General features: G+C 37.2%; 14 protein-coding genes. 8 read left to right on the top strand and 6 right to left on the bottom strand.

What is annotated here, in order from left to right:
• Positions 1-459: 459 nt before the first annotated feature.
• From NSQ59_RS22595 to NSQ59_RS22605, 3 genes are all read left to right on the top strand, one after another.
• Positions 460-2,016 (top strand): ABC-F family ATP-binding cassette domain-containing protein, encoded by a 1,557-nt coding sequence (locus tag NSQ59_RS22595; protein ID WP_055742277.1) that lies wholly within the window; start codon positions 460-462, stop codon positions 2,014-2,016.
• 110 nt (positions 2,017-2,126) lie between these two features.
• On the top strand, positions 2,127-2,579 hold the full coding sequence (locus NSQ59_RS22600) for a DUF2269 family protein (RefSeq protein WP_055742278.1): 453 nt from the start codon (positions 2,127-2,129) through the stop codon (positions 2,577-2,579).
• A 180-nt stretch (positions 2,580-2,759) separates the two neighbouring features.
• Positions 2,760-3,293: a hypothetical protein gene (locus NSQ59_RS22605; RefSeq protein ID WP_126647600.1), complete on the top strand. Its 534-nt coding sequence runs from the start codon at positions 2,760-2,762 to the stop codon at positions 3,291-3,293.
• A gap of 59 nt (positions 3,294-3,352) precedes the next feature.
• Here the strand turns inward: NSQ59_RS22605 and NSQ59_RS22610 are convergent, their stop codons facing one another.
• Positions 3,353-4,558, bottom strand: coding sequence for a DEAD/DEAH box helicase (locus NSQ59_RS22610; protein WP_340833192.1), 1,206 nt, complete (start codon positions 4,556-4,558; stop codon positions 3,353-3,355).
• 164 nt (positions 4,559-4,722) lie between these two features.
• Here NSQ59_RS22610 and NSQ59_RS22615 point away from each other — a divergent pair, with 164 nt between their 5' ends.
• A complete protein-coding gene (locus tag NSQ59_RS22615; protein WP_340832819.1) occupies positions 4,723-6,156 on the top strand; it encodes an ABC transporter permease in 1,434 nt (477 codons plus the stop codon).
• 82 nt (positions 6,157-6,238) lie between these two features.
• Entirely contained in the window at positions 6,239-6,763 is a 525-nt protein-coding gene (locus tag NSQ59_RS22620) for an NAD(P)H-dependent oxidoreductase (RefSeq protein ID WP_340832820.1), read from the top strand.
• A gap of 75 nt (positions 6,764-6,838) precedes the next feature.
• Here the strand turns inward: NSQ59_RS22620 and NSQ59_RS22625 are convergent, their stop codons facing one another.
• The 3 genes from NSQ59_RS22625 to NSQ59_RS22635 all read right to left on the bottom strand — a co-directional run bounded on the left by NSQ59_RS22625 (position 6,839) and on the right by NSQ59_RS22635 (position 11,372).
• On the bottom strand, positions 6,839-8,329 hold the full coding sequence (locus NSQ59_RS22625) for an amidase family protein (RefSeq protein ID WP_340832821.1): 1,491 nt from the start codon (positions 8,327-8,329) through the stop codon (positions 6,839-6,841).
• Positions 8,330-8,613: 284 nt separating this feature from the next.
• Complete coding sequence (locus NSQ59_RS22630) at positions 8,614-10,278, bottom strand: glycosyltransferase family 4 protein (RefSeq protein ID WP_340832822.1); 1,665 nt, start codon at positions 10,276-10,278, stop codon at positions 8,614-8,616.
• Positions 10,275-11,372, bottom strand: coding sequence for a CotS family spore coat protein (locus NSQ59_RS22635; protein WP_340832823.1), 1,098 nt, complete (start codon positions 11,370-11,372; stop codon positions 10,275-10,277). The genes NSQ59_RS22630 and NSQ59_RS22635 overlap by 4 nt, the downstream gene beginning before the upstream one ends.
• 286 nt (positions 11,373-11,658) lie before the next feature.
• Between NSQ59_RS22635 and galU the strand changes: the two genes are divergently transcribed.
• The 3 genes from galU to NSQ59_RS22650 all read left to right on the top strand — a co-directional run bounded on the left by galU (position 11,659) and on the right by NSQ59_RS22650 (position 14,980).
• Complete coding sequence (gene galU / locus NSQ59_RS22640) at positions 11,659-12,540, top strand: UTP--glucose-1-phosphate uridylyltransferase GalU (RefSeq protein ID WP_055742284.1); 882 nt, start codon at positions 11,659-11,661, stop codon at positions 12,538-12,540.
• A 93-nt stretch (positions 12,541-12,633) separates the two neighbouring features.
• Positions 12,634-13,935, top strand: coding sequence for a UDP-glucose dehydrogenase family protein (locus NSQ59_RS22645; RefSeq protein ID WP_340832824.1), 1,302 nt, complete (start codon positions 12,634-12,636; stop codon positions 13,933-13,935).
• 55 nt (positions 13,936-13,990) lie between these two features.
• Positions 13,991-14,980, top strand: a complete 990-nt coding sequence (locus tag NSQ59_RS22650; RefSeq protein ID WP_055742286.1) for an NAD-dependent epimerase — start codon at positions 13,991-13,993, stop codon at positions 14,978-14,980.
• A 314-nt stretch (positions 14,981-15,294) separates the two neighbouring features.
• Here the strand turns inward: NSQ59_RS22650 and NSQ59_RS22655 are convergent, their stop codons facing one another.
• Both NSQ59_RS22655 and NSQ59_RS22660 read right to left on the bottom strand, forming a co-directional pair.
• Positions 15,295-15,960, bottom strand: a complete 666-nt coding sequence (locus NSQ59_RS22655; RefSeq protein WP_055742287.1) for a hypothetical protein — start codon at positions 15,958-15,960, stop codon at positions 15,295-15,297.
• A 111-nt stretch (positions 15,961-16,071) separates the two neighbouring features.
• Positions 16,072-16,581: a hypothetical protein gene (locus NSQ59_RS22660; RefSeq protein ID WP_340832825.1), complete on the bottom strand. Its 510-nt coding sequence runs from the start codon at positions 16,579-16,581 to the stop codon at positions 16,072-16,074.
• Positions 16,582-17,303: the final 722 nt, after the last annotated feature.

Below are 17,303 nucleotides of genomic sequence, written 5' to 3' on the forward strand. Positions count from 1 at the left end.
AACGTATGCGGGTATCCATTTTGATGACTGCGAAGGTGCAATTGGCATTTTAAATTTCACTAATCCATACACCGATGAGCAAGGCGTCTCCGCTTTTCCCATTCATTATATGGAATCAAACTTAAAATAGAAAAAAAAGATTCTTAAGTTTTCTTTAATTTTTGTTTAGAAAAAGTTTAACTGTCGACTCTAGTTTCCTGCTCGTAATAATAAACGTATTAAAAAATAGAAACCCTACAGTTTTTGTTTCGAAATTTACATTATCATCCACAAGTTTTTTTATCATGAGATAACAGATGGAATTTTATATAAGACTTAAGACGTAGAAGGCTGATGCAATGGTTTATTCATGCCCAATATTTACATTCATTTCAAAAAAAATTTACTTCAATACTATGTATCTCTCAGATATAATTTTTTTATGCGGCAAAAATTAACGGAAAAAGGTGTATTTACAATATGAGTATTTTAACTGTGAAGAATTTAAGTCATGGCTTTGGCGACCGTGCGATATTTAATGATGTTTCCTTCCGGCTGCTTAAAGGAGAGCATATCGGACTAGTAGGTGCAAATGGAGAGGGAAAATCTACGTTTATGAATATAGTGACCGGTAAGCTTCAGCCTGATGAAGGAAAAGTGGAATGGGCGAAAAAGGTACGCGTCGGTTATCTTGATCAGCATGCAGTTCTCCAAAAAGGAATGACTATTCGCGATTGCTTAAAAGGGGCTTTTCAATACCTTTTTGATCTTGAGGCGGAAATGAATGATATATATAACAAAATGGCAGAAGTAACACCAGAAGAACTCGAAGCATTGCTTGAAGACGTCGGGAATATCCAAGAAACCTTAACAAATAATGATTTTTATGTCATTGATGCAAAGGTGGAAGAGGTTGCCCGCGGTCTTGGATTGGATGATATTGGCCTAGAACGTGATGTTCAGGAATTAAGCGGCGGACAAAGAACAAAAATCCTGTTGGCAAAGCTGCTTCTAGAAAAACCTGATATACTTCTTTTGGACGAGCCGACCAACTATTTGGATGAAAAGCATATTGAGTGGTTAAAACGTTATCTGCAGGAATATGAGAACGCGTTTATTCTCATTTCCCACGATATTCCGTTTTTGAATAGTGTTATTAATCTTATTTACCATATGGAAAATCAAGAATTAAACCGCTATGTTGGTGATTATGATGATTTTCTTAAGGTACATGAAATGAAGAAACAACAGCTTGAAGCCGCGTATAAAAAGCAACAGCAAGAAATTTCCGAGCTTAAGGATTTTGTTGCACGCAATAAAGCAAGGGTATCTACCCGCAATATGGCAATGTCCCGCCAGAAAAAGCTTGATAAAATGGAGATTATTGAGCTTGCCGCCGAAAAGCCAAAACCGGAATTTCGTTTTAAAGAAGCAAGAACTTCCGGCAAGTTGATTTTCGAAACATCGGACCTTGTAATTGGCTATGATGAAGCACTTTCTAAACCACTTAATTTGAGGATGGAACGCGGGCAAAAAATTGCACTTGTCGGAGCAAATGGCATTGGAAAAACAACCTTATTAAGAAGTATTTTAGGGGAAATTAATCCAATCTCCGGCTCTGTTCAATTAGGGGAATATTTATATACTGGATATTTTGAACAGGAAATAAAACAAGCAAACTATCACACTTGTATTGAAGATGTTTGGAATGATTTTCCTTCCTTTACACAGTACGAAATTCGTGCGGCATTAGCGAAGTGTGGCTTAACCACTAAGCATATCGAAAGTAAAGTCGAAGTGCTAAGCGGCGGTGAAAAGGCTAAAGTAAGGCTTTGTAAGCTTATTAATAAAGAAACAAATATTTTAGTACTGGATGAGCCGACCAATCATCTCGATGTTGATGCGAAAGATGAGTTAAAACGTGCTTTGCAGGACTACAAAGGAAGCATTCTGCTTATCTGCCATGAGCCTGAGTTTTATCAAGATGTAGTTACAGATGTATGGAATTGTGAATCATGGACAACTAAAGTGTTTTAATCATGGTGTTCCCTGTTTTGACGGGGAACTTTTTTTATGAATGAAATATTCTAATTGTTCATTCTGCTCTATATAATTAGTCTGAGAAGCAGGAAAAAGGAGGTGTATAAATGACATTTTATGGATTTATATTGCTCGTTCACATTATTGCTGCGGTAGCCGGATTAGGTGCAAGCTTTGCAATGCCATTGGTGATTAAATATCCTAAAACTGTGGAACAAGCTAAATTTGCCTTGCTTTTGAACAAACATATTGAGAAACCGGTTAAATATGGAAGTATCGTTCTTCTTCTAACGGGACTTATACTTGGATTCCTCAACCTCGATCTATTCAAACATGGCTGGTATATTGCCTCTCTTGTTATTTACATACTTGTACAGCCGATTGTTGCCGGTATTCTTCCAAAAAGACTAAAACAAATGGAACAAATTCTTGCCGAGCATAATAAAGAAGACATTCCGGAGGCTTATCAAGTGCTGAACAGTGGCTTACGTCCATTTAATTGGATTATACATGGAGCAGCAATCATTTTAATCATCTTAATGACGATAAAACCATTTTGAGATTACGGGTAAATATACCCGCTTTTTTATTTTTCACAATAACAAAATCTTACTTTTATTCATATTATTATAACATTTTAGTATTGATGTAATTTTCCTTTACTTAGCAATTTTTGCATGCTAATATACATATCGCGAGACAAAATTTGATTTACAATGCAACAGGAGGTTTAGCACAATATGAAAAAGCAATGGTTAATCGCTTTAGGGCTAGCACTTGTGGTGGCGCTTACAACAGCTTGTTCTAATAGTGATTCTACTAAATCAGACTCAAAGACTACCAGCAATAAAACGGAAACAGCAGCAAATGCAAAAGCAGATATGATGCAATTTTATATGAATCTAGTGGATAAAATTAACTCTGCAGACAAAGACATCAATGCATATGAATCAGCATTAACAGCAGATCCAAAGCCATCTGCCGATGAATTGGCAAGTTTAAAAGAAAAAGCTGCGGCTGCAGCACCAAATGTTGAAGCCAATATTAAAGAATTGAAGATTCCATCTGGATTAAAGGACAAAAAATCAGATCTTGAAGCTATTTTAAAAGATTTAGAGGCTACATACCAATTAAAAGCAAATGAATTAAAAAAAGATCAACCATCATTAGATGCTGCTAACGCTAAGTTTTCTTCAGCAGATGACGCATTAGGTAAGTTATTACAAAGCGTAGGTCTTGCAAAGGCTAGTTTAAATAATGATGTGAATTCTTAAATAATATAAAAAATCAGCCATCTCAGGAGATGGCTGATTTTTTGTGTTGGAGACATTGCTTACCTTTTTCCTCTTTGTTGTTTACGATTCTCTGGTTTCCTTCCGCTTCTTTGATTCAAGCGATCACTTCCACTTTTAGCGTCCACTATTTTGCCGCCAACCAATGCCTTTTGGTGAGCTTCCACATTCAGTTCACGACAGAACTGTTTAAGCTTTCTCTCCTCCCGCTCTGTAACAATGGATATTACGGTTCCTGCAGTCGATCCAAGTCTGCCGGTACGTCCGGAGCGATGAACAAATTGGGATAGTTCTTCCGGAAAATCATAATGAATAACGTGAGTCAATCCAGGTAAGTCCAATCCCCTAGCTGCCACCTCAGTAACGAGTAAAAATTGTGTGTCACCTTGCTGGAATAATTTTATCGCTTTTGCCCGCTCTTCCTTTTTCAAATCACTATGCAGTTCCCCAATTGACACTGCTTTAAACCGCAGTTTTTCAGCTAATACAGAAAGATTTCCAATATCCCTTACGAAAACAAGAGCTTGAAATCTTTCTGCTGCACTTAGCTTACGAAGTACATCGATTTTTTCCCGTGCATCACTTAAAAAATACTGGTATTCCACACTTGGGGATTCCTTTACGGTAATATTAATAAATTCTGGACTCTTCATCATCGCCGTTGCCTTTTCAATCGCTTCCGGTGATACGGTAGCAGAAAATAAAAGGAGCTGCCGATCGCTTAATGTGGACTTCACTATTCCAGAGATAGCCTGCTTATATTCAGGCAGCAACAATTGATCGCCTTCATCCAATACAATTGTTTTTACCTCATGCATTTTTAGCTTTTTCTGCGTGATAAGTTCATAAATACGACCTGGTGTGCCAACAACGATTTGCGGTCTCTTTTTTAATTTTTCAAGCTGACGTTTTAAATTGGCTCCTCCAATGAAAGAAGCCGCTAAAATATCTGCTCCTTCGGTCCATTTTTGAATTTCTTCAAGGATTTGCATCACTAATTCTCTTGAAGGAGCAAGAACAACAGCTTGAACTCCTTTATTTTCCTGGTTGATTCGTTGCAGCAATGGAAGTAAATAAGCAACCGTTTTTCCTGATCCAGTCGGTGAGCTTGCAATAATATCCTTGCCTTCTAAAATGTGCGGCATGGCTTCCGCTTGAACCGCCGTTGGATTCTTAAAGCCGGCCTTTTCCCAATTCTTTTTTATAAAAGATTGATATGATTCTAAACTTGAATTTCCGTTCAATATGCTGACTCCTTTTGTCTCAAAAACTTGATATGCTTTATCATACACTAATGTTCCAATACAAGACAAACCCCTAACTTTCATTATCCTTTTATTCGTCCTCATAATCTACACTAATATGGACATAATGAAAATGAAAAAATATCCGTTGTTAGGGGAATGGAATCGTGAAGCAATTGTTTAAATTAAGCTCCTCTTGGTTTCCTATTTGGTTAATATCATTATTAATGCTTGTCATGGTATGTGTGTATCTGCCAATTTTCAAAGGCGCAAAACAAAATATGTCTGATGTTCCTCTCATTATCGTGAATGAAGATAAGGGAAAAGTTGGTGATGCTATATTATTAAATCTTATCGAGAAGCAAAATGGAAATTCCTTCAAATGGGTTGTCGATAAAAGCAGGAAACAAGCATTGATGGATTTAAGAAATAACAAAGCATACGGCGCATTGATTATTCCTTCTAACTATTCAAAAGGTCTAGGCAATGTACATGACACACTAATATCAGGTATTAGCAATGGTAAACCCGCAAAATTAGAAGTTTTATTGAATGAAGGGATTGGGCAAACGGCATCCATGATTGCGAGTAATACCCTTCAAACCGTCGCTTTAACTGCTTCTAAAGGAATTAGCAGTCAACTAAAAAATGAACTAGCACAAAGAGGAATGAGAGTAGCGCCGGAGAATGCTTCACTATTAGACAATCCTGTACAGGTTATTTCAAAAAATGTGCTTGGGCTGCCGGTTAATCTTAATAAAGGAATGACACCGTTTGTTATGGCCCTTATTTCATCCATCACTGGGATGTTGGGAGCAAATATGATCCATGGATATCTTTTGCGAGGAAATGGGACTTTGAAGAATAGGGGCTCTGCATTAAGTGAATCTGAAGTCCTCCAATCAGAAATAATATTTGGTGTGATTTTAACTTTTTGTGTTTCTATTGTGATACAGCTCGGTGTATTTGGCCTTTTCGGGAGCGCACATGCTTCGAGCATTTGGATGATATTTTTATTCACTTTTTTCAGTATTACTACCATGTTTTTGTTATTTAAAACGATTGCGGTTTTTTTAGGCGGATGGGGAATGTTAGTAATGTTCCCATTAAATTTTATGGGGATATTTTCGAGCGGAGGAGCATTTCCTCTATCAACATTACCAATCGTTCATCGATTGTTCAGTTTTATTTTACCTACGAGATATATTGTAGACGGCATAAGGGCATTACTCTATTATGACGGAAGATTGCAAGCAGGACTGGGGAATGCATTATATGCACTATCCATCTATTTTATTTTGACATTGGCGATTCTTATTGCATTTATAAATCTAACTAAAAATTATAAAGAAGCTGTTGTAGATGAAAGCGGAAAGAAGATTGAAGTAGAAGTGGAAAATGAAATTCCTCATAAATCTTCTGACCATGAAAGAGAGAAACACCATGCTAAAGGGGAAAAAGATGAGATGTTTCGTCAAGCGTTAAGTAATTTAGCAAAAGGGAATCCAGAAGATGCTCGTAATTTTAAAAAAGAACATCGTGAAATGAATGATGATGAGTTCCGAAATGCATTAAGATCTTTACATAAAAAAGATAAGTGATACAAGTGTGACTAAAAAAACAGACTGTATCTACGCCCTATTAATGGTATGGAAACTCATTAAAGTAATGGAGAGATAGTAAATGAAAGTATATATTGTATACGATAGTGAAGGCGGGCATACGGAAGCTTTAGCGAGAGCGATTGGTCGTGGAGCAGAAGAAACGGGAATAGCAACAGTATATGTAAAACATGTTGATGAAGCCGATGTCCATACGCTTCCGGAAATGGATGCGATCATCTGGGGATGTCCCGGCCATTTTGGAAGTGTTAGTTCAGGATTAAAAAAGTGGATTGATAAGCTTGGTTATCTATGGGCACGCGGAAAGCTCGTGGATAAAGTTGGCGCTGTTTTTTGTACAATAGCCACAACACATGGCGGATTAGAGGCAACATTACTAAACCTTATTACCCCAATGCTTCATCAGGGCATGATTATTGTAGGATTGCCAGGTAATATACCGGAAAACGCTCTTTACGGTTCTTACTATGGTGTTGGAATATCTTGCCCGATTGAAAGCTCCACTCTGTTAAATGAGCAAGATCAGACACTGGGAAGAGCATTAGGAGAACGTGTTGTTCAAGTAACATCCCACCTCATGAAGTAGTTAAAAAGGAAATGAAACCAATTATATACCTCAAAAAACCCTCTAATAAATTGGTTTTAGAGGGTTTTTCATGTTTTATTTTGTTTCCTCAAACGATTTTAAAATCGGTGCTTTTCTAACCTGGGTTGCTTGCTCAAACGCATATGCCATTTTTAATAAAGTTGGTTCACTGTATGCAGTTCCTGTAAAGGTAATACTGACAGGTTCCCCATCTTTTGTATAGCCTGCCGGCACCGTTATGGAAGGATATCCCGCCTTGGCGCCGATACTATCACTAAAATCTTGCGGAAAAATGATTGCCTCAACCTTATTTTCCTTTAACACGTAATCAATTCCTTGTTCCGTGGATAAATAGATATCCTGTTCAAGGGCTTGTATATACTCCATTTCTGTCAATGTCCCGCTAGTTGCCTCTGATTTTTCTAATACGGCCTGTCCATATTTCAACATTTTTTCTGGGTTATTCTTATTAAACTCAATTAGATCCTTTAAGGAATGAACCGGAAGACTTGAGTCCACTTGACGCAAATAAGCATTTATATCTGTTTTAAATTCATAGGTTAATACAGCATAGCTCCAATTAATTTTTGCAGATGGGATGGAAATATCAGATAAAATCGCTCCGCACTCTTCTATTCGTTTAAGCGCATTCTCGACAATCGCTAATTGTTCTTCACTTAAATGGTTAAAATAATCATCCCTCGCAACACCGAGTCGGGCTCCTTTTAGACCATCCTTTTGCAGAAATTCAGTAAAATCTACCATATTTAATTCTGTATTGGTTAAAGTAGCCGGATCTTCTGTATCATGCTTCGTTAAAGCAGATAACAGAATAGCTGCATCCATTACGGTTCTTGCCATTGGCCCAGCAGTATCTTGACTATGCGCGATTGGAATAATGCCGCTTCTGCTTATTAGCCCTAATGTTGGTTTTATCCCAACTAATGAATTTTGGGTTGCAGGATTTAAAATGGACCCTGAAGTCTCTGTGCCGATCGCTGCTGCTGCAAAATTAGCTGCAATCGCAGCACCAGAACCGGAACTGGAGCCTCCGACATCAAACACTCCCGGACCGTATGGATTTAATACTTGTCCACCTCTTGAACTGTATCCACTCGGCATATTATCCGCCATAAAATTCGCCCATTCCGTCATATTGGTTTTTCCAAGAATAACGGCACCTGCTTCTCTTAGCTGTTTCACCACAAAAGAATCCTTAGGTGCTACAGACTCTGCTAGTGCTAAGGAACCTGCACTTGTATGCATTTTATCATGAGTATCAATATTATCTTTAATGAGGATAGGAATTCCATGTAGTGGTCCTCTTGGGCCTTTTAGTTTTCTCTCTGCATCTAATCCAGCAGCAATTTGTACCGCATCCGGGTTGACTTCAAGTATGGAATTTATTTTTGGGCCATTCTTATCCAATTGAGCGATCCTCTGCAAGTACATCAGGACAAGTTCCTTTGATGTTAATTCACCATTTTCCATTTTTTTCTGCATATCAGAAATGGTTGCTTCTACTATCCATTCCTTCTGTAATGTTTCTAATTTTGGATTTTCCATCATTGTTTCCCCTTTTTATTTTCTTACTATATAAATTCTTGATTAGGGATAAAAATCCTTTATAAAAAATTCGCTTAGTATGACGTAAGTCTCCAATGCCATTTTGCACGATTTTTTTGCAGTTAGGGGATTGTTCAACGGAAACAGCGATTGCCACCATTTCAACGATAGTGATTGCTAATACATTAGAGAGTTTGGATTGTTATTCCTTCAACAATTATCTTTACATTAATATGCTTTCTTTCATAAAAAAACCAATGATCCCGGTCATTGGTTTTTTATCCTTACATAGGTTTCCATCTATAATTAATCGATTTGATGATCTTTTCTTGCACTTTTATAGAGGTAACTATACTTTTTTCAGCAGTTCTATATTTTCTGTTTGAAAGAAGCTTCCTGGAATTCTCTTTTCGATATCGTCTGGTATACCTTTCATCTCTATATTTTCTTTCTCCTCTTGAAGATCTTTTTCGTTTGTGGTGTGTATAATATTTCGAATCTTTCTCGCGCTTTCGTTTGTGATGGGTAGAGTATCTCGAATCTTCCTTGTGCTTTCGTTTGCGATGAGTAGAGGATCTCGAATCTTCCTCGTGCTTTCGTTTGCGATGCGTAGAGGATCTCGAATCTTCCTCGTGCTTTCGTTTGTGATGCGTAGAGTATTTCGAATCTTTCTCGTGCTTTCGCTTATGATGCGTAGAGTATTTCGAATCTTCCTCATGCTTTCGTTTCCGATCGCGAATCTCCTCAATATCAATAATTTTACTATCGTCCTGAGGGTTTTCAACTTCGACGATAACTTCAGAAGATTGAAGAGATTGTTCCCATACCTCTAGCACATCGTTGGCTACTCTGTCCCACGTATATTTTGATATCGCTAGATTTCTTCCTGTCTCTCCCATTCTTTTCATCAAAGATTTGCTTGATAATATCTCACTAATTTTATCTACAAATTCGCTCGGGTCTTCCGGGTTTCCAACGACAAGTCCATTCTCATTTCTTTCAATAATTTCCTGATTTCCACCTCTTGCGGTCGTTACAATTGGAAGACCGGCTGCCATTGCTTCGTAATGCACTCTCGCAAGTGGTTCCTGCCATTGTGACGTACAAACAAAGAGATCACTTGCCGCATACCAATTTTGAATCTCGCTTGGCGAAACAAAACCAGTTGTAATAACAGGTACTGGTGATTTATTGGCCAATGCTCTGACATAAGCAACATAATCTGTCACATCATTTTGACTAAACCATTTACTTCCGACAATGACAAGAGCAAGATCATTGAATTTTTTTGCTAGCTCCGGTAATGCCCTAACTAACCGATCTACACCTTTATTATTGGAAAGTCTCCCTGTAAACAATATAACGGTTTTACCTTCTAAACCATGCTTTTCCCGAAGCTCATTTCGGATATTCTGCATCTTTTCATGATGTCCAGGTAAAAACCGTTCTATGTCTACTCCTGAATAAATAGTACGTATTTTGTCCGCAGCTTGGGGGAAATAACGTTTAATTTCCTCACCGATATAATTACTAATTGTCACGATATTCGAAACCTCTTCAATAACAGCGGAAGCTTCCTCCGGTTCAATTTTGTCAGGTTTAAACATATCATTGTGCATACTCAAAGTAATTTTTGAATTTGGTGCAATTTTCCTTATAGGAAGGACAAGGCGTGGACGGTTAAAAATATGAATGAGGTCAAATTGATTGGATTCAAGATAAGAAATAACGCCTTCTCTATAAATTTCAAAAACTGTACCTGGTACCCTTACATAATGGACTCCATCCAACGTTTCTTCGTCAGGGAGTGAATCAGCATTAACTCCTAGTACCGTTATATCATGGGACTTGCTTAAATATGGAAGAATTCCAGATATATAGGTTTGAATCGCACCTCCTAATACGGGTGGAACTGGGAGTTTTTCTGTACAAATCATTAAGATTCTCATTGTTTCACTCCTTTCCAGTCTTCTTGTAATTCTTGCAATACAGTCCATTTTGTTTTTTCCAGGTTGACAATACTCCTTATCATTATTTTTGTTTCATTATTTAAAAATTTATCCGGCTCATACACTACTTCTTTAATATTCTTGTAAAACTCATTTGGCAGCGCCAAATCAATCATTAATATTTCATAAAGCTCCGGTGATATCGGATTTTCCTTATGGTAGGCTTGAATCATTTCTCTTATCCATGTTGTATCCCATTTCGTTAAATCTGCCATTGTACCGCTAATTAGCTTTCTTAAATCACGAATCGGCAGATCATATGCCACCCCGTCAAGATCTATAATCCACATTCCATTCGGTCCCATTTGCCCATTGGACCAACCATAATCCTGATGTACTAGTCCCCAATTTTGATTACCGAGTTTCACCATTTCCGAATAGCTTGATTGGTTAAGGGCTTGTAATCCGGCTATTGCCTGTTTTTCAAATTCATCTAATACGAATAATAAATAGTAGCTTGCAGGCATCTCATTATATACACTCGCAATATTTCGAAACCAATCCATTTTCGTTACTATTTTTTTGTAGTTTTCCGGCCATTTATACAATCTGGACGCAATTTCTGCCCTGTGTGGCGGTACGTACCCTTTACTTAAACGATGAAATTCGCCAAGTGCTGCGCAAAGTTGCTTTGCGCCTTCTAAGTCCTTTGTGACAGGTGTAAGTGGCTCTATCCATTCAGCAACAAACCATAGCTTTCCGCCAGCCTCTACATAATTTTGCTGATCCTTCGTCTTAATAATCATCGGCACCCTTGCCTTTTTAACATCTACTAGATACTCCTGAGCACCTAAACTGAACATACTTCTTGTCGGCCTTCGGTGTAAGAGCTTTAAACTCATTGGTCCTTCACTTGTAGTAAGCTTCCAAATGGCACCTCCTTTATCGGGTTTTGTTGTAATGATTTGCATACTTTGTACGGAGAAATTGTAGCGTTCTAGTACCTTTTTTGCTAGATTTTCAATATATTCAGGTACGAAGAATTCATTCGAACCCGCTTCCTCTTCCCAAGGTCCAATTTTAATATTATCCATTTTTCCCCTCCTAGTTTTTTGAATTAGGGGTTTTAGTACATTTTGTATTAATGTATGTCTTGAAAAAATTATTGTATAGGTAGTTCACTCATTTATGGGTTAATAAAATGTGCAAATGTAGGAAGCAGATTAATGCCCTATTATGATAGCTGTTTTTTAAACACAAATACCTAGTAAAATAAATAAATTTTTCTTTTCTAGGTCATTCCCACATACTCAATGTGTGTTTTCATCATAGAAAGAATAAACGACTAAAAAGTTAGTTTGACATAAGGAGGGAGAGAGAATGATTCGTAAAGCAATAATCCCAGCTGCCGGACTTGGTACGAGATTTCTCCCTGCAACAAAGGCATTACCAAAAGAAATGCTTCCGATTGTGGATAAACCAACCATTCAATACATCATTGAAGAAGCAGTTGCATCTGGAATTGAGGATATCATAATCATAAGCGGCCGCAGTAAACGTTCTATCGAGGATCACTTTGATAAATCATATGAATTAGAAGAAACCCTATTAAAGAAAAATAAATTTGGACTTCTTCAAAGCGTTCAATCTATATCAGAATTAGCAAATATCCATTATATTCGCCAAAAAGAACCGAAAGGCCTGGGGAATGCCGTTTTTTGCGCGAAAAGCTTTATTGGCCAAGAGCCTTTCGCCGTTCTATTAGGCGATGATATTGTCCAATCGACAAAGCCCTGCTTGAAACAAATGATGGATGTCTTCAATCGTTATCATTCTTCGATTGTTGGCGTTCAAGAGGTGCCATACGAAGAGGTTTCGAAATATGGGATTGTTAAACCAAATGGCTGCGTTATGAATGAAAATGTAATTAATGTTGAAGAATTGGTCGAAAAACCAAAAAAAGAAGACGCCCCCTCACGTTTAGCTATTCTTGGTAGATATATTTTAAGGCCAGAGATTTTTGATATATTAAAAGACTTACCACCAAGCTCCGGCGGAGAAATTCAATTGACGGATGCTATCAATATCTTGAACAGGTCTCAAGCAGTTTTAGCGTATCACTTTCAAGGGAAACGTTATGATATTGGGGATAAAGCAGGCTTTATTAGAGCGACGATTGATTTTGCGCTCCAAAGACAAGAGTTAAAAGAAGATGTATTACAGTATTTATACGAGGTCATTGAGCGAGAAGAGAATAGATAATGGTTCTACTATTTTAGCCAGTGTAAATTGTTGGTCAATAATGTTTAACCATGCAAGTAAGACCATTTCAAAAGCAGAATAGAGGTGAAAAATATGAAAATAGGAGTAATTGGAGCAGGTTATGTTGGAACGACAACAAGTATTGTTTTGGCGAAATATGGCTATCCCGTTACTGTTGTGGATACGAATCAAGAAAAGATTCATAAACTTAATCAATCCAGGCTTCCTTTCTATGAGGAAGGACTAGAGGAACTTCTCCATGAGTATTTATTAGAGGGGAGACTTTCCTTTACTAGTAATATAGAGGACTTTATAAAACAATGTGACATATTATTCGTCACGGTTGGCACTCCGCCATCAGAAGACGGAAAAGCCGATTTAACTTATGTAGAAGAAGTAGTTAGCCAAATAGCGAGATTCATGGATAATTACAAGGTTATTGTCATCAAAAGCACTGTTCCTGTAGGCACTGGGGATAAATTGAATGACATCATGATGAAGGAATTGAGCAAAAGAAATATCTCCATATCATTCGACATAGTTTCAAATCCGGAATTTTTAAGGGAAGGGAAAGCATTACATGATGCCTTATATCCCGATAGGGTTGTAATTGGTTGTGAGTCAGAGAAAGCACGGAATATTATGAAAGAATTATATAAGGATGTAGACACATCCATTCTTTATACAACGATAAAAGAAGCAGAAATGATAAAATACGCCTCTAATGCATTTTTAGCTACAAAAATATCTTTTATAAATGAGTTGGCAAGACTGTGCGAAGGAAAAGGTGTAAATATTAAACAAGTTGCAATAGGGATGGGGATGGATAAACGAATAGGTTCTGATTTTCTTCAGGCTGGTATCGGCTACGGTGGATCATGTTTTCCGAAAGATATTAAAGCATTATTAGCGTTAGCCTCCCAAGTGGACATTCCAATGCCAATTCTTGAAGCTGTTTCTTATGTGAATCAAACGCAGTCAGATTGGTTTATGGAAAAAGTGAAACAAGTATTAGGCAGTTTAACCAAAAAACGTATTGCTGTTCTTGGCCTTACCTTTAAGCCACAAACAGATGATATTCGCGAAGCACCCTCTCTAAGAGTAATCGATTACCTCCTAAATAATAAAGCTACCATTGCCGCCTATGATCCCCAAGGATCCGAACATGTTAAAAAAATTTATCCGACTGTCAAATATACGCTGACCCCTCTTGAAGCTCTGGAAGGCGCAGATGCTGTTTTGATTTTAACAGAATGGAAAGAAATCCTAGAAATTGATTGGAAACATGCAAAATCTTTATTATCCAATCCCCTTCTATTTGACGGAAGAAATACCCTGTCTCCTTCAAAAATGGTGGAATTGGGATACCGCTATTTTGGGGTAGGCAATTTTTAATCATGAGCAGTACTTCCTGCCAGTATTAATTACATGAATAAAGGAGTTCTTTAAGGTGCAGCAAAATGATAAATATATATTCGTAACTGGATGTGCAGGTTTTATCGGGTTTCATTTATCGATGCGCCTATTAGACGAAGGATATAGCATTTTAGGTATTGATAACTTAAATGATTACTATGATCAAACCTTAAAATATGACCGTCTTGAAATATTGAAAAAATCAAAGAATTTTATTTTTATTAAAGGCTCCATCGAAAATATGGAATTATTAAGCAGTCTTTTTAAGCAGTACGAAATAGAGAAAGTTGTTCATTTGGCCGCCCAGGCCGGTGTCAGGTACAGTTTAGAAAATCCTCACGCCTATATTCAATCCAATCTTGTTGGGTTTGCAAATATATTAGAATGTTGTAAAGAACATCAAATCAAGCATTTAATTTACGCATCGTCCAGTTCCGTTTATGGAAATAACAAGCAAGTTCCATTTTCCGTTAGTGATCGGGTTGATCAGCCCATTAGCTTGTATGCTGCTACGAAAAAAGCAAATGAACTAATGGCATATACGTACAGTCACCTGTATAAACTTCCGACCACCGGACTAAGGTTCTTCACTGTTTATGGTCCGTGGGGACGGCCTGATATGGCCTATTTTATCTTTTCTAATGCTATTATCAAACAGGAGCCATTAAATTTATTTAACTACGGAAATATGAAAAGAGATTTCACCTATATTGATGACATAATAGAATCGATATTTCGCTTATTAGAGAAAGGTCTCCCTATCGACTTATCACCACCATATAAAATTTATAATATCGGGAACCATCAACCTGTTAAGCTGCATGATTTTATCCAAGTACTAGAGGACCAACTCGGTATGAGGGCGAATAAAAATTTCCTTCCGATTCAACCAGGAGATGTTCAAGAAACTTTTGCTGATATTGAGGATATAGTAAAGTTCATTGACTATCGACCCAAAACAAATATTGAGGATGGGATAAGAAATTTCGTTAAATGGTTTAAAGAGTACTATAATCTTTCATAACTTCATGTTTCGGATAAGAAAAGCGCAAGCGCCGCAGCTCTAGCGTACGGATTTCGTAGTCGCTCACCTCGGGATCAAGGAAACATAGTGAGGCAGTTCACGAACAAGTGAAAATAAGCATTCCCATTTTCAACTGATGTTGACTTATCGTAGGGAGGAGGCGGAGAAATCCGCTAGCCGATATCTGCTTACGCTAGACAAGGTTGAATTTGTTAATAATTTGTAAGTTAAAACATTTTATATTTTCTTACCCTTATACAAATAACCTTAGTTCAATAAAACTAAGGTTCCTTTATATGTCTTTTTCTATTTAATTATGGAATATGAACAGTTTTAATATGAATGAACTTCCAAAATACTTTTTGTCCATTTGCCGTTATCAATTCAATAATATTATTAGAAACTTGCTTCACTAAACCAATCTTATCTGGATTATCTCCTAAATCAAATACGAGTAATTTCCCCTCATATTTTTTTAATTGCTCTTCAAATGAACGTGCTAATGGAAAATTAGTTGGAACAACAGGAAGATCCTTATTTTCTAAAGTATATGGAGTTAATTGATGGGAATAAGGAGTAAACCACTTTACATGCTGCATAGATATAAATACTGTTTTGTATACAGGTGAGTAAAACACGATATAGTCATTTAAGACACTCGTAATATATCCGTGGATGGATCTGTTTCCGGTAATGAATAATTCAAGAAATTGTCCTTTTGAATGGTTTAATGTTTTCCGATAGGAAATAGGCTCAGATTCATTAAAAATAAGCAGGGTATCTGGAGGATCTTCTGTAACTTCTTTCTCTATTTTTTCTTTGATGCAATGTATATGAATTAAAGGAATATAAAGAAATTGCTTTCCATCATATATCACAAGGATGTCTAAACCTACATCAATTAATATCCCAGAAATAAATGTTTTCCCAGATATCTCAATCTCGACTTCTTGACCAAGAAAGCTGTTTATCCCATTCAATAACTAGACCTCCTTTCAAAACTGCTAGCATTCGTATAAAAATGGGTACATTTCATTTTGTCTCGTTGAAGACATGCTACTGAGCAAAGAGCTTTTCACAATGCACCCATCTTATGAAATAGTAAAAATATTTTCGCTGTAATAATTATGACAATGGTCTCCAGTCATAACTAACGGATCTGACGATTGATTCAAGTCTTCTTGTTGTTCTAGAGGAGCTGCTGCTTGTTCTTCGATTACGGCGTCTGCTTGAACGTCTGCGTCTATTTGTTCGGTTGCTGCTGCTTGTGCGTCTGCGTCTACTTGTTCGGTAACTACTACTTGTGCGTCTGCGTCTACTTGTTCGGTTACTGCTGCTTGTGCGTCTGCGTCTACTTGTTCGGTTGCTGCTGCTTGTGCGTCTGCGTCTACTTGTTCGGTTGCTGCTGCTTGTGCGTCTACGTCTACTTGTTCGGTTACTGCTGCTGCTTGTGCTTCTGCGTCTACTGGTACGGCGTCCTCTACTTGTGCTTCTATTTTCACTCGATTCACGATCTTCGCTCTCGCCCCAAATTCCACTAGATTCTCTTTGCCCGCTTGTAATGGAGGAGGTAACCGGAAAATTTTCACTGCTTGATTCATCCATAATATTGTCCGTTTGCTCTTCTTGCTGATTATTATTTTGCTGCTGTTTCATTGCTCCTTTAGGCCCGATACTTATATTTCTTACATGAAATGGATTTATACGGTATAGTTCTTGATTATTCGCAAGGGTAAAGAATCCTTCAGAATTATCAACAAATATTCCTTCTAATGCTTCAGGACCTTTCCGATTAATAGATACCCAGTTATGGGTCAACAGTGAGCAAAGATGATTAAAATCTGACCCTCTAAGAAAATTTGTCATCACCGGGTCTTCTGTTTTTTCTTCCATTACCCAAGTTGAAGATTCAACAGAATCTTCCTCGCCATCATTTTCATTACTTTCGAGTTCCATAATACTTTTAATGTGAGGCAAGTAATAATACACAATTCCGTCATCATCCGTACTAAGAACTAAGTAGTCACTGCCTACTTCTAACAGCTTTCCTTGCTTTGAATCTGGACCGCCTTGGTCAATTTGAATTTTCTTATTCAAAAAATTAGTTAATAAACTTAAAAAGTTATCTTCTTGATAGAAAAATGGATTCTCTTCCTGGGCATTGTTCGTTTGAACTGCATTTGTTTTGGAATCTTCTGTAATGCTTTTGATGTGTTCCGATCGATAGTAAATGATTTTATTATCAGCATAAATTACAAGATAATCTGGTTTTACGTCCATAAGTTTTCCAGTTTTAGATTCAGGTCCGCCTCTATATACGGTT

The sequence above is a fragment of the Margalitia sp. FSL K6-0131 genome (assembly GCF_038008735.1).
In the GTDB taxonomy this organism is placed as follows: Bacteria; Bacillota; Bacilli; order Bacillales; family Bacillaceae_C; genus Margalitia; species Margalitia shackletonii.

Bases quoted from the DNA above. Each gene is read 5' to 3' on its own strand.
- NSQ59_RS22595 (WP_055742277.1), top strand. From the start codon at position 460: ATGAGTATTTTAACTGTGAAGAATTTAAGTCATGGCTTTGGCGACCGT.
- NSQ59_RS22600 (WP_055742278.1), top strand. From the start codon at position 2,127: ATGACATTTTATGGATTTATATTGCTCGTTCACATTATTGCTGCGGTA.
- NSQ59_RS22605 (WP_126647600.1), top strand. From the start codon at position 2,760: ATGAAAAAGCAATGGTTAATCGCTTTAGGGCTAGCACTTGTGGTGGCG.
- NSQ59_RS22620 (WP_340832820.1), top strand. From the start codon at position 6,239: ATGAAAGTATATATTGTATACGATAGTGAAGGCGGGCATACGGAAGCT.
- NSQ59_RS22625 (WP_340832821.1), bottom strand. From the start codon at position 8,329: ATGGAAAATCCAAAATTAGAAACATTACAGAAGGAATGGATAGTAGAA.
- NSQ59_RS22630 (WP_340832822.1), bottom strand. From the start codon at position 10,278: ATGAGAATCTTAATGATTTGTACAGAAAAACTCCCAGTTCCACCCGTA.
- NSQ59_RS22635 (WP_340832823.1), bottom strand. From the start codon at position 11,372: ATGGATAATATTAAAATTGGACCTTGGGAAGAGGAAGCGGGTTCGAAT.
- galU (WP_055742284.1), top strand. From the start codon at position 11,659: ATGATTCGTAAAGCAATAATCCCAGCTGCCGGACTTGGTACGAGATTT.
- NSQ59_RS22645 (WP_340832824.1), top strand. From the start codon at position 12,634: ATGAAAATAGGAGTAATTGGAGCAGGTTATGTTGGAACGACAACAAGT.
- NSQ59_RS22660 (WP_340832825.1), bottom strand. From the start codon at position 16,581: ATGAATCAAGCAGTGAAAATTTTCCGGTTACCTCCTCCATTACAAGCG.